Consider the following 20,712-nt stretch of genomic DNA (forward strand, 5'->3'; position numbering starts at 1 on the left):
TGATATTTTTTTATGGATAGCTTTCATTTGATAGACTTTTGTTATTAACCATTTCGTGGCGCAAAGGCGCTGAAAAAGCAGTGAATCTGCAATGAAAAATAAGAACGAAGCCTTTTCACGAGTCGTTATCGATGCACAACTGACGGCGTTGGGATGGAACGTCCAAGACCAAAATAGCGTCCGCTTCGAGGTCGTTTTGGAGGACGGGACACGCGCTGACTATGTGCTGTGTGATCGTGACGGACGCGCAATGGCCGTCATTGAGGCCAAGCGGTTTTCCGTTAATCCGGGCGATGCCGCAGAACAGGCCAAACATTACGCAAAGCTAATGGGCGTCCCGTATGTGTTTCTTGCCAATGGCGCAGAGACACGATTTTGGGAATGGGAGACTGAGGCATTTCCGCGCCCGGTCAAGACATTCTTCAAGCAAGACGACCTTGAGCGCCGATTCGCTACGACAAAAGTTCGGCGCAATCCTCTGAATGTTCCAATCGATTCACGGATTGCTGGCCGGGACTATCAGCAGGATTGCATTCAGAAGGTTTCGCAGGAAATCCACCAAGGGCGCCGCAAGTTGCTAATCGAAATGGCGACGGGCACCGGCAAGACCCGAACAGCGGCGGCACTCATCAAGCGATTATTTGAAGCAAACCTTGTTACCCGAGTCCTATTCTTGGTTGATCGGATTCCATTGGCAAAGCAGACAGAGGATGCTTTCGTTGAGCACCTGCAAGACTTTCCCTGTTATGTATTGCGTGCCGGTCGCCGGTTTCAGGACGAAAAGCGAATCACCATCACCACGCTGCAATCTATGGTGAATGTCTATGCTGACTATTCCCCCGGTTACTTCGATCTGGTCATTTCGGATGAATGCCATCGCAGCATCTATGGCAAGTGGAGTGGTGTTCTCAAGCATTTTGACGGAGTGCAGATCGGCCTGACCGCCACACCGTGTGTCGCTGGTGACCGACATCGATTTGTGGCGTTTCAGCCGGGTTGCCGCCACGCCCCAGATCGCTCGCCCCCAGCGACAAGAGTAGCCTGGCCGGGATGCCATGGGCGACGGTCGACGCCGGATCGACGGCAAATTCGAAACGCCAGCCCCGCTCGGTTCGTTGCGGCAGGGTATCGATCTGTCCCGTTATACGAATATCCTGCCCTTCGAGTGCAAGCGGCAAGACCTCGGACAGGCGTCCCTCCGCCCGACACGCGGCCCAGGCCACCCCCAGCATGAACGCAGCCAGACAACACAGGATCAGACGCAACCATGGCGCGGTACGTCGGCTCAGCCAGCTTGCCGCCCCCACAACAAGCCCGCCCACGCCATATGCCACCGAGGGTGGCAAGACGGCAGCCGACTGAACCCAGAGTGTTCCGGCAGCAAAAGCGAGGATGGCAAGACGCATCCCCGGATCATTTCATTTATGCATATATCATGCAACCGATCCAGCTTGGCAGGAAGCAAGAATCCGCGCTAAGCTGGCTTCACCATGCGCAAGTTCCTCAAGCACCATCTGCCGGACCACGAAACGATACGCCGCAACCCGTGGCTCAAACCGTTCGAGAACACCCTGCTGCATCCGCGCCTCTGGCACCTCAACCGCCGCTCGGCGGCCGGTGCGGTTGCTGCCGGTCTGGCTTGCGGACTGATTCCCGGCCCGTTACAGATGCTGGGGGCGGCAGTCTGCGCGGTACTTTTCAGGGTCAATCTGCCCTTGGCGCTCTTCGTCACGCTGTACACCAACCCGTTGACCATCGTGCCGCTGTACCTGCTGGCCTACCAGATCGGACGTTTTCTGCTTGGCATTGATCACGGGTTCGCACCGCCTCCAGTGCTGGATTTGGTGCATTTGCAGGCGTGGACCGTCGCCTTTCAAGGCTGGATCGTCGCAGCCGCCAAACCGCTGGCCCTGGGCCTGCTCGCCCTGGCCGCCAGCTTTGCCACACTGGGCTATCTGGCGGTCAAGGCCGGCTGGCGACTTTACCTGCTGCACGCCTGCCGGCAACGCCGACTCAGGTCTTGAAGCGCCCGACTTCCTGCGCCAGGCTCTCGGCCAACACGCGCAGATCATCTGCAGTCTGCGCATTGCCGCGTGCCGAGGCATTATTTTCCTCAGCCATCTGGGCAATTTGCTCGACGTTGCGGGCAATTTCAGTACTGGCCATGGTCTGCTCCCGCAAAGCCGAGGTGATTTCAGACACCGCCCCGAGCACCAGCCGTGCCCGTGCCTGAACCTGACTGATCGCATCGCCTGCACGCTCAGCCTGCGCAACGCCGCTACCAACCTGCGCCACCCCTTGCTGCATCGAAGCCACCGCTGCGGCCGTTCCGGATTGGATCGCACTGATCATGGCGGCAATTTCCTGCGTTGACTTGGCGGTACGCTCTGCCAGCTTGCGGACTTCATCTGCCACGACGGCAAAGCCACGTCCGGATTCACCCGCCCGGGCAGCTTCAATGGCCGCATTGAGCGCCAGCAGATTGGTCTGATCGGCAATTTCCTTGATGGTCTCGACGATGGCCGAAATCTTGTCCGACTCGGCACCCAGCGCAGCCACGGCTTGGGCGGAAGACTGCACGCTGCTGGCAATCGACTGGATCTCCGCCACCACCCCCTGAACGATTTGCGCGCCTTCGGCTGCCACATTGTCCGATTCGGCAGAGCTGCGCTCAGCCTCTTCGGCATTACGCGAAATATGATCGACGCCCACCGTCATCTGCTGCACGGCAGATGCCATGGCCGAGGCGGCATCGCTCTGGGCCGCCGTACCGCTGGAAATTTGCCGGCTCGATACGGAAAGTTGTTCGGCTGCCTGATTCAAGGCCTCCGATTCACGCTGAATATTGCCCAGAAGCCCGCGAAAACTAGCCGCCATACTGCTGAAATGACGCCCTGCACCATGCAATTCGTCACGCCCGCGCATCGTAAAGTCAGCCGTCAGGTCGCCAGCGGAAAGAGATTTTGCCCCCCTCGAAAACACATCGACACTGCCCAGCACGGAGTAATACATCCCGCCCGCGAGATAAGCCAGACACAACAGGCAGCCCAGGGTGAGCCCCACCGCCAGCCACATGCGCTGGCTCTTGGCGGCCTTGCGCAAGGCCAGTTGTTGTTCGAAATCGCTCAGCAAGACCTCGAACATCATGCGATAGCCGCTGTCGATGAGTGCCGTCGTCTGCTCGTAATAGCGCTGCGCCGGTGTTTCGAAACGCTCAGCCAGGATGTCCTCACGCACCAGACGGATGACGCTCTCCACATCGGCCGAGAAAGCGGCAGCCGGTGCCTCCAATGCCCCGCGCAGGCCGGGCTGAAAACGGATCACCTTGCCCAGATTGATGTTTTGCGCCCGCAAGGTCCCGCTCATTTCTGCCAGGGTGGCGGCGATGTCAATCCGCTGCTGTGCGCTCAAAGTCCGGTTGGCCAGCACATTGGTTCCCCGCGCCCGGGTTTGGCCCAGGCGTTCCAGCATCGCCGGCATCCGATACACGGCGGTATCCATCATATAAAAGGTGTGCATCTCGGGATCGATGCTGAGTTGGCTGTAATCGGCCAGGTCGGCCATCAGCAACAAGATGCGGTCAATCAGTTGATTGTGCGCTTTTACGTTCTCGGCCGGCGTCAGGCTCAGGCCATTTGCGGCCAGCGCGCTCCAGCCATCCCGGACAGCCTGCCAGGCCGGGCCGCTGCGCATGTCCACTGCCAGCGCAGCATCGCCAGCCTGCAAGGCAGCCTCGACTTCCTGCGCCTTGACCTGGCGCTTCTCGCGCATCCCCTCATTGCCGCCCAGGAGGCCGGCAGACAAGCCCCGATGCTGTTGGATCAGCTGTGTCAGACGATTGACCGGGCGCAACATCTGGACGCCTTCCAACTCCTGATCTGCCAGCAACACATCATGGCGCAAGCCCTGAAAGAGCATGCCCAGCAACGCCAACATCACGCCACCGGAAAACAGTGCCAGGAGCAGAAACTTGAAGGGGTAGCGCAGATGATCCAGCAAACGGATCACCGGAGAGAACAGCAGATTCATAACCACACTCGGCACAAGGGAAAGGCTGAATGCTAAGAATTCGCGCTCCGTAAAACCCTGATCTCGATCATGGATTAGTCATGAAATATTTTTTTGACACCGTCTCCTGATGGACGACCGTAATGGGCATAAAAAAAGGCACCGTGATACCGGTGCCTTTTCTCTCGACGATGAATCAGCGTCAGGTTCTGAATCGGGCCACTTCAGTACTCAGCGTTTCTGCCATACGACGCAGATTGTCTGCCGTCGAGGCATTGTTGCCTGCGGCAGCATTGTTTTCTTCTGCCATCTGGGCAATGCGCTCGACGTTCTGGGCGATATCGGTGCTGGCGGTTGCCTGTTCGCGCAAGGCGACTGTGATTTCGGAGACGGAATCGACCACCTGGCGCGCCTGGTTCTGCACCTGACCGATCGCCTCGCCTGCCGATTGGGCTTGAGCCACACCGGAGGCCACACGCTCGACCCCCTGCTTCATGCTGCTCACGGCCGCTGCAGTACCCTGCTGGATCGCGGTGATCATGTCCGTGATTTCCTGGGTCGACTTGGCCGTGCGTTCAGCCAGCTTGCGAACCTCATCCGCCACGACGGCAAAACCGCGCCCGGATTCACCCGCCCGAGCCGCTTCAATGGCCGCATTCAAGGCGAGCAGATTGGTCTGATCGGCAATATCCTTGATGGTGCCGACAATCGCAGAAATCTGATCCGATTGACGCCCCAGGGATTCGACCGCCGACGCAGACTCATTCACGGTCGATGCAACGCCCTGAATTTCCGTCACGACACGCTGCACGATGACCGCGCCGGACTCGGCGACCTCGTCCGAGCTCTGGGATGCCGTCTGGGCATCCTGAGCATTCTTGGCAATATGATCGACACCGACCGTCATTTCCTCGACGGCAGCCGCCATGCTGGATGCAGAATCGCTCTGGGCACTCGCACTGTGTGCGATCTGCTCACTGGACGTAGCCAGATCCTGTGCCGCACCACGCAACTCCTGGACATCGGACTGGATACGCCCAAGCAGTTGGCGGAAGGACTCGGCCATCCGGTTGAAATTCTGCGCGGCATCCTCCAGTTCATCCGTACCGCCGGTATCGAAATTCACCCGCAGGTCACCATCGGCCAGGCGGCTTGCAGCCTTGGAAAACACATCCACGCTGCCAACCACCGAGTAGTACGTCCCGGCAGACAGGTAGGCCACCACCAGCACGACGAGCAGGGAAACCAGCAGATCCAGCATCAGGACGCGCTGCGCCTGGGCTTTACGCACCTGCAACTGACCTTCGAACTCCGGAATCAGCGTCTCGAACATGATCTTGTACCCGAGATCGATGACCTCGGTCGTCATGGCGAAATAGTCCTGCGGCGCCGTCGCAAAGCGCTCGCTCAGGATGTCCTCGCGCACCAGGGCAAAAATCTTCTCCGCGCCATCCGAAAAGGCCTTGGTCGGCCCTTCCAGCGCCGCCTTCAGCGAGGGCGTGCTGAGCATGACTTTTTCGAGGTTCTTGTTCTGGGCATGCAGCGTTTGCGACATTTGCGCCACGGTGGCGGCAATATCGATCCGCAGTTGCGGGGACAGTTCTTTCTTCGTCAGCACCCCGGTGCCGCGTGCGCGGGTAATCCCCATCGGTTCCAGCATCGCGGGCATCTTGGTGACCACGGTGTCCATGAAATAATAGGTATTCATTTCCGGATCGAGCGTCAGCTGGCTTTCGTCTGCCACATCAACCATCAGCTCCAGCGCCTTGTTGATCATCTGCGTGTGGCGCTTGATGTTCTCGGGCGGAGTCCAGGTCAAACCCTGCGCACGAATGGCCTCCCAATCGCTGCGCACGTTTTTCCACAATGCGGACGCCCGTGCCTGCGGCAAGAGGGCGGCCTCGGTCGCCGCGAGCGCGTCAGCCACGTCTTTTTCCTTGGCGGCCCGTTTTTCGCGCATGGCATCGTTACCGTTCAGGACCCCCGATGAGAGGCCGCGATGCTGCTGCATCATCTGAACCATCTTGTTCATCGGTTTCAAGGCCTGCAAGCCAACCAGTTCGTCCTCGGCCACCCTGATATCGCGGCTCAGATTGGCATAGACGGTGTAGAGCAGCAGCAGGATGACGGCCCCGACCACAGCGCCCAACAGGATAAACTTGCTCGTGTAGCGCAAGCGACTCATCAGCGCAATGGCCGGCGAAAACAAGGCTTTCATGGTATTTCCTCCGCGGGAAGATGCCTCAAGCATTCTCAAATTATCTTATAAGTGCAAATAATACCAACCAAACAGTCAGGCCGCACGCAGATTGCCGTCAACCAGGGTTAACACCTTGTCTGCGCGCGCTGCAATTTTGGGGTCGTGCGTCACCATGATCAGGCTCGCCTGACGCGTCCGAACCTGATTGATCAACAATTCAAAGACGGCACCTGCCGTACCGCCATCCAAGTTGCCGGTCGGTTCGTCCGCAAGCAGGCAAGCCGGTGCCGTGACCAAGGCGCGGGCGATGGCTGCACGTTGACGCTCGCCGCCCGACAATTCACCCGGGCGATGCTGCAGGCGATGCCCAAGCCCGACCGCCGCGAGCATCTCGCCTGCCGTTGCCAAGGCTTGCTCACGGGCCTGACGACGAATGAGCAAAGGCATGGCCACGTTTTCCAAGGCAGAGAACTCGGGCAGCAAATGGTGAAACTGATACACGAAACCCAGATGCCGGTTGCGCCAATCGCCACGGTCGACCTCGTTCATGGCCGAAAAATCACGCCCCATCAACTCGACCTGTCCTTGAGAGGGCGTATCCAGCCCGCCCAGGAGATGCAGCAGGGTACTTTTTCCGGAGCCGGAGGCGCCGATGATGGCCACCGTTTCGCCCGGCAGAACATCAAGGTCGATCCCGGCCAGGACACTGACGTCCAGGCCACCGCCGGTAAAGGTCTTGCCAATCTGGCGGGCCGAGAGCACGGGCTTATTCATAGCGCAGCGCCTCCGCCGGATTCACGCGCGCGGCCCGCCAGCTCGGGTAAAGCGTTGCCAGCAGGGAGAGGACAAAAGCAATCACCGTCACCCCCCAGACATCGCCCCATTGCAGATCGGAAGGCAGGTCGGAGATGTAATACACGTCCTTGGCCAGGAAATGGATGCCGAGCAGGCGCTCCAGCGCCGGCACCACGACATCGATATTGAGCGCCAGCGCGACGCCACCCAGTACGCCCAAGCCGAGGCCGACAAAACCGACCAGCGCGCCCTGCACGACGAACACGGCCATGATCGAGGCCGGACGCGCCCCAAGGGTCCGCAGGATGGCAATATCGGCCTGTTTGTCGGTTACGGCCATAACCAGCGTGGACACCAGATTGAAGGCAGCAACGGCCACGATCAGCGACAGGATGATGAACATCATCGTCTTTTCGATCTGCACCGCCCGGAAGAAATTGGCGTGACTCTTGGTCCAATCCTGCAGATAGGCATCGGCATTGATCAATCCGGCCAGTTCGCGGGCAATACGCGGGGCGGCAAAGAGATCCTCGACCTTCAGGCGCACCCCGCTCACCCGGTCACCGAGCTGATACAAACGCTGCGCATCGGCCAGATGGATCAAGGCGAGGCCGGCATCGTATTCATACATGCCCACCTCGAATATCCCGACCACGCGGAAGGAACGCACACGCGGCACCACCCCGGCCGGCGTCACGGTCCCCTGCGGGGCAATCAGCGTCACTTTGTCGCCGGTGAACACACGCAGGGAGCGCGCCAGATCGCTGCCCAGAATGACGCCGAACTCACCCGGCCGCAGGTCGTCCAGGCTCCCGCTGACAATCGTCTTGCGAAAATCAGCCACCGTATCTTCCTGATCGGGCAGGATGCCGCGAATCAACGCACCTTTGACATCCCCTTCGACGGTGAACATCCCCTGGGACTGCACAAACGGCGCTGCAGCGCGTACGGCTGGATGCTGCCCCGCCTGCCGGGCAATTTCCGGCCAGTTATCCAGTTCGCCGCTCATGCCCGTGATCTGGATATGGGAAGCCACGCCCAGAATGCGCGTGCGCAGTTCTTTCTGAAATCCATTCATGACCGAAAGGACGACGATCAGCGCAGCCACGCCCAATGCGATCCCGAGCATCGAGATCATGGAAATGAATGAAATGAAATGGTTACGTCGCTTGGCGCGGGTGTAGCGCAGGCCGATCAGCAACTCGTAAGGCAATGCCATTGGAAAAAACCGGTATCGATCAGGGCGTCATCTTACACGCACTCATCACCGCCTCATATTCTTGATTCACATCAAAATCCATGCATCCGGCGATGGCGGCGATTCCGCGCCACCAGACGAAACCGCCTGCCAGGCGGGGTGGTAAACTGCACGCCTTACTCCAAGCCTGATCCATTGTGCACCTCACCCTGATTGTTCCCGAACTGCTCTGGCCCGAGCCCGATGACCGCCAGACCTTTGACGCCTTGCAAGCGCCGGGCCTGGCCTGGCTGTTTGCCCGCGCCGAACTGACGCAGCACGCACGCACGCCATTTGAAACGGCGCTCTGCGCCGCGTTTCCCGGCGCGCCCGGGCTGGCCGCGCTGCGTCGCCTGGGTGACGGCCATGACGACGCGCGCAGCGGGCACTGGTTGTGTGCGGACCCGGTCCATCTGCGCTTCCACCATGAGCGCATCGTCCTCGCCGATGCCGGCGCCTTCGATGTCGACGCGTCCGAAACCCAAGCCCTGCTGGCCGATCTCAACACGACGTTTGCCGACATCGGCGAATTTCACTTCGGCGACGCCCGGCGCTGCTATCTGCGCCTGCATCAGGCGGTCGACCATGCCGTACAGCCACTTTCTGCCGTGGCCGGGCGACGCATCGACGGTGCCTTGCCCACGGGCGATGCCACCCTCACCCGCTGGCTCAACGAAGTTCAGATGTTCCTGCACGGCCACCCGGTCAACTCGCAACGCCAGGCCGTCGGCAAACCGGCCATCAACAGCCTCTGGCTGTGGGGCGGCGGCAGTTTGCCGCAGCAACTGGCCAGCCCGTTCAGCGCCGTGCTGGCCCGCGATCCGATTGCCCTCGGCCTGGCGCGGCTCAGCGCCACGCCAGCGCCGGCGATGCCCGCGCGCTTCGACCCCAAGGCGGATCTCGGCCCCAATCCGCTCATCGTCCTCGACGACCTCCTCGCGCCCGTTCTGTATGAAAACGGGGGCGACTGGCGCAGCCGTTGCGACGCATTGGACCAGGCCTGGTTTACGCCGCTGCAAAAATGCCTCGGCAGGCAGGTCGACCGTCTGGACATCATCGCCCCCACTATTTATGGCTGCCTGCGCCTCTCCCTGAGCCCCTCGGCACGCTGGACATTCTGGAAATCCCCCCGCCCGCTGGCCGATACCGCACGCCACCTCGCTGAAAACGCTACCGCATGACCCGCCTCGTCTCCCGCAATGCTGCCCCCCGCACCGTCTGGCAACTCGAACAACAAGGCCTGCACCCGCTGCTTGCCCGCCTCTACGCTGCACGCGGGGTCACCGACAAGGCCGAACTCGATTACGAACTGAAGTCCCTGCTGCCGCCGGCCAGCCTGACGCACGCCACCGATGCCGCCCAGATCCTCGCCGACGCCATCGAAGCGGAAGCCCGCCTGCTGATCATCGGCGACTACGACTGTGACGGCGCCACCGCCACGGCCGTCGGCCTGCGTGCGCTGAAGAGTCTGGGGGCGACGGTCGACTTCCTCGTCCCGGACCGTTTCAAGCTGGGTTATGGTCTCTCGCCGGAGATCGTCGATGTTGCCGCCAGCCTCTCGCCGGACCTCATCATCACCGTCGACAACGGCATCGCCAGTCTGGAAGGCGTCGCCCGCGCCCAGGAACACGGCATTGCCGTGCTTATTACCGATCATCACCTGCCGGCCGAGACCCTGCCGCCCGCCGACTGCATCGTCAATCCGAACCAGCCGGGCTGCGATTTCCCCTCCAAGTGCATTGCCGGGGTAGGCGTCATGTTCTATGTCGCCCTTGCCCTGCGTGCCGAGCTGCGCGAACGGGGCTATTTCAACGATCATCCCGAACCAAACTTTGCCGACCTGCTCGACCTCGTCGCGCTCGGCACGGTGGCCGACGTGGTCAAACTCGACCGCAACAACCGCATCCTGGTCAGCCAGGGCTTGAAGCGCATGCGCGCCGGCCGCATGCAGCCCGGCATTGCCGCTTTGTTCAAAGCCGCCGGACGGGACCCCAAGCGCGCCTCCGCTTTCGACCTCGGCTTCCTGCTCGGGCCGCGCCTCAATGCCGCCGGTCGTCTGGCCGACATGCGCCTGGGCATTGAATGCCTGAGCACCGACGATCCCGCCCGTGCCCTGCAAATTGCGCAGGAACTCGACAACCTGAACCGCGAGCGCCGCGAAATCGAATCGGACATGCAGGATCAGGCACTCGTCCTGCTCGAGGCCCTGAACACCGATGACCCCGCCCCCGGCGTTGCCCTCTTCGATGAAAGCTGGCACGAAGGCGTGGTCGGCATCCTCGCCTCGCGCATCAAGGAAAAACTGCACCGCCCGGTATTTGCTTTCGCCGCCAGCGAGGGCGGCATCATCAAGGGATCGGGCCGCTCGATTCCCGGCCTGCACCTGCGCGATGCCCTCGACCTGATCGCCAAGCGCGCGCCGGGCATTCTCGTCCGTTTTGGCGGCCATGCCATGGCAGCGGGCGCGACGTTGCGCGAAGGCGATTTCGAGCGCTTCCAGGCCCTCTTTGCCGAGGTGGCCGGCGAGTTGCTCGATCCGGCCGATCTGACCCGCACGCTGGAAACCGACGGCGCACTGGAGACCGGTTATATCTCGCTCGACATCGCCCGTCTCCTGGAAAACGAGGTGTGGGGCCAGGGTTTCCCGGCACCGCTGTTCGTCGATGAATTCGAGGTCGAGCAACAACGCGTGCTCAAGGACAAACACCTCAAATTGCGCCTGCGCAAGGGCAATGCGCGCATCGACGCGATCCAGTTCAACTTTGCCCGCCAACCGGGCGACCGGACCCGTGCGGCCTTCCGGCTGGCAATCAACGAGTACATGGGGGTCGAGTCCCCCCAACTGATGATCGAATATCTCGAGTAATACAGCCGCTTAACCGAGTTGACCGTCGATGAAGGCGGCCAGCTCGGCTTCCGGCATCGGTTTGGCAAAGAGATAGCCCTGAAAGGTGCTGCAGCCACAGGTAGACAGGATCTCGAACTCCCGCTCGGTCTCGACCCCTTCGGCAACCAGGTGCAGACTCAGGCTCTTCCCCAGGAAAATGATGGCGTGCGGAATGGCCATCGCCTTCCCGTCCTGATCGCACCCCGAGACAAAGGAACGGTCGATTTTCAGCGTATCGATGGGCAAACGCTGCAGATAGGCGAGCGAGGAATAGCCGGTACCGAAATCGTCGACCGCCACCCGGACGCCCAGACGACGGATCGTATCGAGCATCGTGATGGTGTGCTCGATGTCGCCCATGATCATGCTTTCGGTGATTTCCAGTTCCAGGCACTCGGGCGGCAGGCCGGACACCGAGAGTGCGGCGGCCACCATGCCGGGCAGGCCGGGTTCGCGTAGCTGACGGGCCGACAGGTTCACCGCCACGCTCAAGCGCTCGCCATTGACCTCCGGCCATTGCGCCGCCGCCTTGCAGGCTGAAAACAGGACGAACTCGCCGATCGCGATAATCTGCCCGGTTTCCTCTGCCAACGGGATAAAGCGGTCCGGCGTCACCAGACCATGCACAGGATGGCGCCAGCGCACCAGCGCCTCACAGCCCTGCATGCGGCGATCCTGACCGACCTTGGGCTGATAGACCACGGTCAGTTCCTGGCGCTCGATGGCCCCGTGCAAGGCGTTTTCCAGGGCAAAGCGTTCCTGGGCCGCCCGATTGAGGTCACGCGTATAGAAACAATACTGCCCTTTTCCGCGTTCCTTGGCCTGATACATGGCCACATCCGCCACACGCAACAGACCGTCGAGGTCCGGCGCATCTTCCGGAAACACGCTGACCCCGATGCTGCAACTGACCTGCAGCGCGTGCCCGCCCAGCGCCAATGGCGATTGCACGGTCGACACCACTCGATCCAACAAGTGCGTGATGCCCTCGTTATCGTGCACATCGCCCATGATCAGGACAAACTCATCCCCACCATAGCGCGCCACGGTATCCACCGCACGCAGCGCACTCCGCAGGCGGCCCGCCACTTCCACCAGCAGGCGATCCCCCATGGCATGACCCAGGCTGTCGTTGATCACCTTGAAGTTATCGAGATCGACAAAGGCCAGGGCAACATGTCCGTTATCGCGCTTGGCCCGTTTGATCGCCTGATTCAGGCGATCGGCCAGCAATTGGCGGTTGGGCAGGCCGGTCAACGGATCGTGCGTGGCCTGATGGTGCAGTTCCGTCTGATGACGGCGCCGCTCCGTGATGTCTTCCACCGTCCCTTCATAAAACAGCAGGCTGCCATCCGGCGCATGCACGGCATGGGCGTTTTCGGCAATCCAGATGTGCGTGCCGTCGCGGCGCACCACTTCGGATTCGAAGTCGCGTACGCGCCCGTCGCGCTGGATCAAGGTTTTGAAGGCCTCCCGTCGCCCGGGATCGACATACAGGCTGCTCGCAATGTCCTGCAGGCCCCGCATCAGCGCCTCCGGATCCGGGTAGCCATACAGTTTGGCCAAGGCTGGATTGGCCGCCAGATAGTGCCCATCCTCGCTGGTCTGGAACATCCCGATCACCGAGTTCTCGAACATGCTCCGATAGCGCAGTTCGGTTTCCGCCAGATAACTCTGCGACAGCACCCAATCGCTGACATCCTCCAGATACCCTTCGAGCAGCAAGGTGCCATCAGCGGCCCGGGTCGGCACGGCACGCTCGAGCAGCCATTTTTCATCGCCGCCCCGGCAAATGACCCGGTATTCCACACGATAAGGCTGTCCGGCTGCCAAAGCGGCCAGCACCTGTTCGCGCACCGCCTCCCGGTCCTCCGGATGCGTCAGCGCATCCAGCGAGGACATCCCCTGGGCCTGCAAGGCATCCACGGCATAACCGAACAACCCCGCACAGCCCTGACTCAAGACCTGCAAGGGCCGGGATGGCATGGCGAGGGCCTGAAAATAGGCCCCGTCCAGATGATCAAAGAAGGCATCGGTCGCCCTCAAGGCTCCCCCTGAGGGCGCGCCGGCATTCGCGCTGCGCTGATCCTGAAACCTCATGCCCCTCTCCTCGCCCTCAAACGGACGCGGTGCGATCCGCAATAACATGCGTGTGTTCTCCATCCTTTTCCGGGCTGATCACAGCCTCGCCACTGGCGACAGCCCAGGCAAACACCTGGTCGATCACGGCGGTCGCCGTTGTGTAGTAATCCAGGGTTTCCACCGTAATGCCATCAGCCTGGAGCATCCGTGTCCGCACCAGGCGGGTCAGGAAAAGCACCTCTTTTTCGGCGTCGACCGTCGCCGGCAAGGCCGGTGCCCCCTGGCGCGCCTGACGCAGCAGCATTTCAGCCCGTCCGGCGAGATACATCATGCGCACGCGCGCCACGGCCGAGCAGCGCTTGCGGACGACAATTCCCATCCCCAAGGCCCGCATCTGCCCCAGACATTCCGCCAAGGCGGGCAATCGGGCCACGTGATTACGCAACGCCCCCAGGCAGCGCGGCGCCACATGCGGGACCAGGCGGATTTCTCCGTAGTCCGCCAACCAGGACAGCAACTGCGTGATCAGATAACTGTGACGGGCCAGGCTTTGCTCGACCGAACACCCGGGCAACGCCTCCCGGACTTCTTGCCAGGCATGCATCAGCAAGGCGACATCATTGAGCGTAAAACACGGCATTTGCCGCTGCGCTTCGCGGCGGGCCAGACGACGCAAGGCAGGAAATTTCGCCACTACCTCTGCCGCCTTCTCCTCCAGACGACGCTCAAATCGCTCATCGCCCCCAAGCCAGGCCGACGCCATCCCCCGATGCTGCTGAATGCACATCACAAGTTGCAGCAAGGTCTGAGCCCCCAGCAAATGCGCTGCCAACTGCTCGTCCTGCTCATGCACCACCCGCCAGCGGTAGGCGAGACAACACGAAACAAAGAGCACCAGCACGCCGATCTGGAGAGCAAGGAGCGCGATGTTACTCATACGCCCTCCGCAGACCGGATGCATCGGGCATCCAGATAAACACGGCATACACGGGAACAGGCAATGGGGAACATGATTTGCGTGGCATCGGGTTATTTTTCTTGTGCGTCGCAACATTCGTGCCATCAATTTTGATTCATGTCAAAACGCGAAGTCGCCTGCTGCGGCGCATCGCCACGCCCCAAAATGGCGCACACAACCCATTCTGGTGCCTCGATGCCCCCGCAAAGCCGGAAGTCGGCCCAGCGTCCGCGTTGTATAATCAGCGTTTTGACATTCACCGGTACAACAAGCATGGAAGCCGAACACATCAACAGTATCTCCAACAAGCTCGACGATCTGGCGCAGCGCGCCGACGAGCTACGGAGGTATCTTTGACTACGATCACAAACGTGAGCGTCTGACCCTCCTGAACAAGGAGATGGAAGATCCCAAGATTTGGGATGAACCGAAGCGCGCCCAGGAACTGGGCCGTGAAAAGAAATCGCTGGAAGACATCGTTCTGGTCCTCGAAGCCGTGGATGCCGGCATCCGCGATGGCCGCGAACTGTTCGACATGGGTCGCGACGACGGTGACGACGACACCCTGCTCGCCGTCGAGGCGGACAACGTTGAACTGGACAGCAAACTGGCCCGGCTTGAATTCCGCCGCATGTTCAACAACCCGGCCGATCCGTCCAACTGCTTCCTGGAAATCCAGGCCGGTGCCGGCGGTACGGAAGCCCAGGACTGGGCATCGATGCTGCTGCGCATGTACCTGAAATTCGGCGAGAAGAAGGGCTTCAGCGTCGAGGTCATGGAAGAATCCGAAGGCGATGTCGCGGGTCTGAAAAGTGCGACGGTCAAAATCTCCGGTGAATACGCCTACGGCACTTTGCGGACCGAAACCGGCATCCATCGCCTGGTTCGCAAATCGCCGTTCGACTCCAACGCCCGCCGCCACACCTCCTTCACCTCGGTGTTCGTCTTCCCGGAAGTCGATGACTCGATCGAGATCGCAATCAACCCGGCCGACGTGCGTACCGATACCTACCGCGCCTCCGGTGCCGGCGGTCAGCACATCAACAAGACCGACTCCGCCGTGCGTCTGACCCACGTGCCGACCGGTATCGTCGTGCAGTGCCAGAACGACCGTTCACAGCACCGCAACCGCGACGAAGCCTGGTCCATGCTGCGCGCCCGCCTGTACGAACACGAACTGCGCAAGCAGCAGGCCGAACAGCAGAAACTGGAAGACGCCAAGTCCGACATCGGCTGGGGTCACCAGATCCGCTCTTACGTACTCGACCAGAGCCGCATCAAGGATCTGCGCACCAACTACGAAGTCGGCAACACCCAGGCCGTGCTCGATGGCGACCTGGACGGCTTCATTGAAGCCAGCCTGAAACAAGGCGTCTAAAGGACGACACGCCCGGCCCAGGCCGGGCTTTTTTCTGCCCATGAACCTGTTTGCCGATCTCCCACGGTCAACGCTTGCCGACGAGGCTTTTTCAACCCTCGTTCAACGCGCGGGCGTACGCATCGAACGCATTGTCTCGACCGGCCACTGCAGTCCGCCGGACTTCTGGTACGACCAGCAGGAGGGAGAATGGGTCATCGTCCTCACCGGCCGCGCCCAGTTGACCCTGCTGGATCCGCCGGAGACCCGCATCCTGAACCCCGGCGACCATATCGACATTGCCCCGCACCGCCGCCACCGTGTCGACTGGACCGAGGCCGATGCGTCCACGGTCTGGCTGGCCGTGTTTTACCCCGACGACTCAGTCGATCTCGCGTAACCAGCGCAACAGCACCGCGTAGAGCACCTCCGGCTTGATCGGTTTGCTGATGAAATCCTTCATCCCCGCCGCCAGACAGCGCGTCCGCTCTTCTGGCAAGGCATTCGCCGTCAGTGCAACAATCGGCGCCTTGGCCGCCAGGCCCTGCTTCAAAATCAGTTCGGTAGCCTGAAAGCCGTCCATGCGCGGCATGCGCAGGTCCATCAGGATCAAGGCATAACGATTGCTGCCAGCCTTCAGCACCGCCTCCTCGCCATCCTCCGCCAGATCGACAACCAGCCCCAAACGGCTCAGCAAGGCCTGGGCGACCTCGCGATTGATGGCATTGTCTTCGACCAGCAGGACAGGGGTGCCGGCAAAGCTCTCGCGCAAGATCTTTTCCATTTCGGCCACCGGCAGCAGGTTGACCGGCGCCGTAGCCAGTGCCCGCCCCTGGCCGTACTCCAGGAAAGCCGTGAACCAGAAAACACTACCGGAGCCCAAGGTACTCCTGACGCCGACCGTGCCTTTCATGCGCTCGGCCAGTTCCCGCGTCAATGCCAGCCCCAGCCCGACCCCGCCAAAGCGCCGTGAGGCCGACCCGTCGATCTGACGAAAGGCAGCAAACAACGCGGGAAGCTGTTCCGGCGCAATGCCGATGCCGCTGTCTTCCACCTCGAAACAGAGCGTCACGCCACGCGCCTGCCGTTCGACAATCCGGCAGCGCAGGTCGACCTGCCCCGCCTCGGTGAATTTCACCGCGTTGGCCGCATAGTTCAGCAGGGCCTGCCGCAAGCGCAGCGGATCACCCATCAAACCGGAGGGCAAGGCTTCGGTTTCGATCCGGATCGCCACCCCTTTTTGCCGGGCTTTTTCGGCAATCATGCCCGCCACCTCGTCAAGCAGGCTTTCCGGCTTGACCGGATGCGACTCGAGCTGCAACTTGCCAGCACCGATCCGGGCCAGATCCAGCACGCTATTGACCAGCTCCAGCAGTTGCTGCCCCGCCGAGTCGATCCGACCGATATGCTCACGCACCTCATCCTCGATCGGCAACTGTTTCAAGAGATGTGACAAGCCGATAATGGCATTCAGGGGCGTCCGGATTTCATGGCTCATATTGGCCATGAATTCCGACTTCAGACGCTCCGCACTCTCTGCCGCCACTTTGGCCTACACCAGTTTTTCGGCCAGGGCATGTTCCTGTTCGGTATCGCGCAGCAAAAGCACATACTGCCGCTGATCCGAGATCTCAGCCACTTCCAGGCCGGTCAGTTCAACGGGGCAGACGGTCCCGTCGAGCCGGCGCACGGCAAGATGCTGCCCATGAATGGACTCACCCCGCGCCAGGGTATGCCAGATATCCTCGCCTATCGAGACGGAGAGCGGGCACAACAGCTCATGCCAGGCCCGCCCGAGCAAGCCCTTCTCCGGCGCACGAAAGAGGTTTTCCGCATTGTCATCCGCCGCAGTAACCACACCGTCGCCTGAGAGATAGACGACGCCCAGGGCCGTTGCGGCAAGCAGGATCTGATTACGCTCAAGCGCCCGCTTCCTGGAGAGCAGGTTGAAAATGCGGACGCGCAATTCTTCAAGCAGAATCGGCTTCTGGACGTAATCATCCACACCGAGCTGAAAAAGTTCGATCCGGCGGGCCGGGTTGTCGAAAGCGGTCACCGCAAGCAGCGGCGTTGCGCCCAAAGGCACCGGCAGACGGCGAATGCGGTTGATCAGGCGTGCACCGCTCATCGCACCGCTCAAAACCACATCGCACAGGACCAGATCGTAACGCCCCGCCGGAAACGCCTTCCAGGCTTCATCGGCCGAAGCAAAGGCATCGACCTGCATGCCCCAGTCGGTCAGGGCGGCTGTCAGCAATGCACGCTGATCGTTGGCATCCTCGACATACAGGACGCGACAATGCATGGGCGACTGCACATCGATGTAGTGGCGCATGAAACGCACCAGTTCATCGATGTCCTGCTTGCGGAACAACTCGGTGACTCCGGCCAGCGCGGCCGCCTGAGCCATCTCGGCCGACGCGCTGGAGGTCAGCACGACAATCGGTGCCGTGGCCGCCGCTGCATTGACCCGCAACGCCCGCGCCAGCTCGATACCCGTACCGTCATCAAATTGACCGGCCAGCACGAAAAACTGATACGACTGATGTTGCAGGGCTTGCCACGCCTGGGCAGCAGTACCGACCTGATCGATGTTGAGGTCGGACATGCCCTGCAAGGCACGCTGAAGAATGTCTTTGTACAGCGTCGATGACTCGACCAGCAAAATATTCACAACACCTCTCCGGAAATAATCGGCTTGATGCTAGATCGCGCTTGTCCCGAACCCGCCTAATGCGAGAAAATGTCACATTTTAGGCCATTATCCGGCCGGTATATTGTTTTCGAGGATTTCGGATGTCCAACGTCGAGCAACCCGTCCAGCAGGACGAGAACCACATTATCGCGGAACGCCGTGCCAAGCTGGCCGAATTGCGCCAGGCCGGTGTCGCTTTCCCGAACGATTTCCAGCGCGAGAATACCGCGCAGAAACTGCACGACGGTTACGGCGAGAAATCGACGGAAGAACTCGAAGGCATGCCGGTCGAAGTCAAGGTCGCCGGTCGCATGATGCTGAAGCGCGTCATGGGCAAGGCCTCCTTTGCCACCCTGCAGGACGTTTCCGGCCGCATCCAGACCTACATCGCCCGCGACAAGGTGGGTGAAGAAGCCTACGCTGCGTTCAAGTCCTGGGATCTGGGCGACATTCTCGGTGTCGTCGGCACCCTGATGAAGACCAAGACCGGCGAACTGACCATCCAGGCCAGCGAAATCCGTCTGCTCACCAAGTCCCTGCGCCCGCTGCCGGACAAATTCCACGGCCTGGCCGATCAGGAAATGAAGTATCGCCAGCGCTACGTCGACCTGATCATGAACGAGGAAACGCGTTTCACCTTCCGCGCCCGTTCCGCCATCGTCGCGTCGATCCGCAACTACATGACGGGCCATGGCTTCATGGAAGTCGAAACGCCGATGATGCACCCGATCCCGGGCGGTGCTGCGGCCAAGCCCTTCATCACCCATCACAACGCCCTGGACATGCAGCAGTTCCTGCGCATCGCGCCGGAGCTCTACCTGAAGCGCCTGGTGGTCGGCGGTTTCGAGAAGGTCTTCGAAATCAACCGCAACTTCCGCAATGAAGGTTTGTCGCCGCGCCACAATCCGGAATTCACGATGATGGAATTCTATGAGGCGTACGCGAACTACCACACGCTGATGGACTTCACCGAAGGCCTGATCCGTCAGGCCGCCCGCGAAGCGCTGGGCAAGGAAGTATTCGTCTATCAGGGCCGTGAGCTTGACCTCTCCAAGCCTTTCCACCGCCTGACCATCTGCCAGGCCATCCAGCGCGAGCAGCCGGACTTCACCGACGCCCAGCTGGCCGATGCCGAATTCCTCAAGGCCAAGATCGTCGCCTTTGGCGAGAAGGTCAAGCCGGGTGGTCTGGGCAGTCTGCAGCTGCAATTGTTTGAAGCCTGTGCCGAAGCCAAGTGCTGGGAACCGACCTTCATCATCGATTACCCGGTCGAAGTTTCGCCGCTGGCGCGTGCCGCCGACAATAACCCGGAGATCACCGAGCGCTTCGAGCTCTTCATCGTCGGCCGCGAAATCGCCAACGGTTTCTCGGAGCTGAACGATCCGGAAGATCAGGCTGCCCGCTTCCTGGAGCAGATGAAAGCCAAGGATGCCGGCGACGAAGAGGCCATGTATTACGACGCCGACTTCATCCGCGCCCTGGAGTACGGCCTGCCCCCGACCGGCGGCTGCGGTATCGGCATCGACCGCCTGATCATGTTGCTGACCGACTCCCCGGCCATCCGCGACGTCATTCTCTTCCCGTCGATGCGTCCGGAGTAATCCGACCATCGAGCCATCGCCGCCACTGCCCGCCCGGGCAGGCTGGCGGCGATGTTGTTTTCACGCCGCCATTCCCCGACACACAAGCTGATTTTGAACGCGCCTCAACCCAGCCTCGAAGCCGCCGCCCGCACCGCCCTCGCGGGTGGTCAGAGCCGTGCCCGCCTGTTCGAACACAATGGACAGCGTTATGTCGTCAAACGCCTCGCCGATCAGTCGCGCGGGCTGATGCAGATCCTGTTCATGCGCTGGCTGGTCAAGCGCATCACCGGCCAGCCGCTGCCGCTGCGCACGCTGGCCCTGAACCAGGCAGCCGGCGGCATGGACTATGAGGCCAAGCGCCTGATCGACCTGGCAGCCAAAGGCGTGCGTGTACCGCAGGTCGCGCTGGTCATGCCGGAATTCTTCGTCCTCGACTACTGCGGCACCGTCATTGCCACCCTGCTTGAAAGCTGGGAGGCGGACACCTGGCGCCGCGAACTCGTTCGTCAGGCACAGGAGCTGGGCGAATTTCACGCGGCCGGCCATTGGCATGGCGGCGCCCAGATCAAGAACGTGACCCTGCAGGATGGGCAAGCCTACCGCATCGACTTCGAGGAAAACTTTGGCGAGTACCTGCCTCTCGCTGCCTCACAGGCGGCGGACCTCGTCCTCTTCCTGAACTCGATTTCCCTGGCCGGCCCCATTCATGAAGCGGAAGCCCGGACCCTGCTGCCGCGCCTGCTCGATGCTTACTTTGCCGCCCATCCGGCGCCTGAAGTGAAAGCCGTGATTCGCCGTACCGCGCCGATGTTCCAGCGCTTTGCCCGCTTTGCGGGCCTCTTTCAGCGCTGGTCGCGCAAGGGCATCCGGCGTGTCATCATCCTGAGCGATATCCTCTCGAGCGTCTGAC

16 protein-coding genes and 1 pseudogene are annotated in these 20,712 nt (G+C 61.2%); 8 read left to right on the forward strand and 9 right to left on the reverse strand.

Translation table 11 applies throughout. The features are described 5' to 3' along the window. Window positions 1-91: 91 nt before the first annotated feature. Window positions 92-928 (forward strand): annotated as a pseudogene (locus AACO21_RS03115) (DEAD/DEAH box helicase family protein); the annotation flags it as partial. Here the strand turns inward: AACO21_RS03115 and AACO21_RS03120 are convergent. Then, on the reverse strand, window positions 909-1,406 hold the full coding sequence (locus AACO21_RS03120) for a DUF4131 domain-containing protein (RefSeq protein WP_346191028.1): 498 nt from the start codon (window positions 1,404-1,406) through the stop codon (window positions 909-911). The pseudogene AACO21_RS03115 and the gene AACO21_RS03120 sit on opposite strands and share 20 nt — an antisense overlap. A gap of 84 nt (window positions 1,407-1,490) precedes the next feature. On the opposite strand from AACO21_RS03120, the gene AACO21_RS03125 reads away from it, so the two are divergent. Continuing rightward, window positions 1,491-2,024, forward strand: coding sequence for a DUF2062 domain-containing protein (locus tag AACO21_RS03125; RefSeq protein ID WP_346191029.1), 534 nt, complete (start codon window positions 1,491-1,493; stop codon window positions 2,022-2,024). On the opposite strand, the gene AACO21_RS03130 is transcribed toward AACO21_RS03125, so the two are convergent. The 4 genes from AACO21_RS03130 to AACO21_RS03145 form a co-directional block, all read right to left on the reverse strand. Then, the gene (locus AACO21_RS03130; RefSeq protein ID WP_346191030.1) at window positions 2,014-4,029 is read right to left on the reverse strand and encodes a methyl-accepting chemotaxis protein; all 2,016 of its coding nucleotides are present in this window, start codon (window positions 4,027-4,029) and stop codon (window positions 2,014-2,016) included. The genes AACO21_RS03125 and AACO21_RS03130 overlap by 11 nt on opposite strands. A gap of 181 nt (window positions 4,030-4,210) precedes the next feature. Then, the gene (locus AACO21_RS03135; RefSeq protein ID WP_346191031.1) at window positions 4,211-6,226 is read right to left on the reverse strand and encodes a methyl-accepting chemotaxis protein; all 2,016 of its coding nucleotides are present in this window, start codon (window positions 6,224-6,226) and stop codon (window positions 4,211-4,213) included. Between the two features lie 75 nt (window positions 6,227-6,301). Then, window positions 6,302-6,982 carry an ATP-binding cassette domain-containing protein gene (locus AACO21_RS03140; RefSeq protein WP_346191032.1) on the reverse strand — a complete coding sequence of 227 codons (681 nt, stop codon included), beginning with the start codon at window positions 6,980-6,982 and terminating at the stop codon, window positions 6,302-6,304. Then, on the reverse strand, window positions 6,975-8,216 hold the full coding sequence (locus AACO21_RS03145) for a lipoprotein-releasing ABC transporter permease subunit (protein ID WP_346191420.1): 1,242 nt from the start codon (window positions 8,214-8,216) through the stop codon (window positions 6,975-6,977). Before AACO21_RS03145 ends, AACO21_RS03140 begins: the two co-directional genes overlap by 8 nt. A 182-nt stretch (window positions 8,217-8,398) precedes the next feature. Between AACO21_RS03145 and AACO21_RS03150 the strand changes: the two genes are divergently transcribed. Together AACO21_RS03150 and recJ are read left to right on the forward strand one after the other, a co-directional pair. Then, entirely contained in the window at window positions 8,399-9,421 is a 1,023-nt protein-coding gene (locus tag AACO21_RS03150) for a hypothetical protein (RefSeq protein WP_346191033.1), read from the forward strand. Beyond that, window positions 9,418-11,106 carry a single-stranded-DNA-specific exonuclease RecJ gene (recJ, locus tag AACO21_RS03155; protein WP_346191034.1) on the forward strand — a complete coding sequence of 563 codons (1,689 nt, stop codon included), beginning with the start codon at window positions 9,418-9,420 and terminating at the stop codon, window positions 11,104-11,106. Before AACO21_RS03150 ends, recJ begins: the two co-directional genes overlap by 4 nt. Window positions 11,107-11,115: 9 nt before the next feature. Here the strand turns inward: recJ and AACO21_RS03160 are convergent, their stop codons facing one another. Both AACO21_RS03160 and AACO21_RS03165 read right to left on the reverse strand, forming a co-directional pair. Next, window positions 11,116-13,227 (reverse strand): EAL domain-containing protein, encoded by a 2,112-nt coding sequence (locus AACO21_RS03160; protein ID WP_346191035.1) that lies wholly within the window; start codon window positions 13,225-13,227, stop codon window positions 11,116-11,118. A gap of 16 nt (window positions 13,228-13,243) precedes the next feature. Further along, entirely contained in the window at window positions 13,244-14,146 is a 903-nt protein-coding gene (locus AACO21_RS03165; RefSeq protein WP_346191036.1) for a nitrate- and nitrite sensing domain-containing protein, read from the reverse strand. Window positions 14,147-14,440: 294 nt separating this feature from the next. Here AACO21_RS03165 and prfB point away from each other — a divergent pair. Then, window positions 14,441-15,545 (forward strand): peptide chain release factor 2 gene (gene prfB, locus AACO21_RS03170; RefSeq protein ID WP_346191037.1). Its coding sequence is split into 2 segments (ribosomal slippage): window positions 14,441-14,521 and window positions 14,523-15,545, totalling 1,104 coding nucleotides; the frame shifts between segments, so codons are not numbered across the junction. Window positions 15,546-15,585: 40 nt separating this feature from the next. Continuing rightward, window positions 15,586-15,924, forward strand: coding sequence for a cupin domain-containing protein (locus tag AACO21_RS03175; RefSeq protein ID WP_346191038.1), 339 nt, complete (start codon window positions 15,586-15,588; stop codon window positions 15,922-15,924). Here AACO21_RS03175 and AACO21_RS03180 read toward each other — a convergent pair. Together AACO21_RS03180 and AACO21_RS03185 are read right to left on the reverse strand one after the other, a co-directional pair. Then, complete coding sequence (locus AACO21_RS03180) at window positions 15,907-17,070, reverse strand: response regulator (RefSeq protein ID WP_346191039.1); 1,164 nt, start codon at window positions 17,068-17,070, stop codon at window positions 15,907-15,909. The genes AACO21_RS03175 and AACO21_RS03180 overlap by 18 nt on opposite strands. A 6-nt stretch (window positions 17,071-17,076) precedes the next feature. Next, window positions 17,077-18,198 carry a response regulator gene (locus tag AACO21_RS03185; RefSeq protein ID WP_346191040.1) on the reverse strand — a complete coding sequence of 374 codons (1,122 nt, stop codon included), beginning with the start codon at window positions 18,196-18,198 and terminating at the stop codon, window positions 17,077-17,079. Between the two features lie 122 nt (window positions 18,199-18,320). On the opposite strand from AACO21_RS03185, the gene lysS reads away from it, so the two are divergent. Both lysS and AACO21_RS03195 read left to right on the forward strand, forming a co-directional pair. Then, a complete protein-coding gene (gene lysS / locus AACO21_RS03190) occupies window positions 18,321-19,820 on the forward strand; it encodes a lysine--tRNA ligase (protein WP_346191041.1) in 1,500 nt (499 codons plus the stop codon). A 51-nt stretch (window positions 19,821-19,871) separates the two neighbouring features. Then, window positions 19,872-20,711 (forward strand): hypothetical protein, encoded by an 840-nt coding sequence (locus AACO21_RS03195; RefSeq protein WP_346191042.1) that lies wholly within the window; start codon window positions 19,872-19,874, stop codon window positions 20,709-20,711. Window position 20,712: the final 1 nt, after the last annotated feature.

The sequence above is a fragment of the Dechloromonas sp. ZS-1 genome, assembly GCF_039649255.1.
Classification (GTDB): Bacteria; Pseudomonadota; Gammaproteobacteria; order Burkholderiales; family Rhodocyclaceae; genus Azonexus.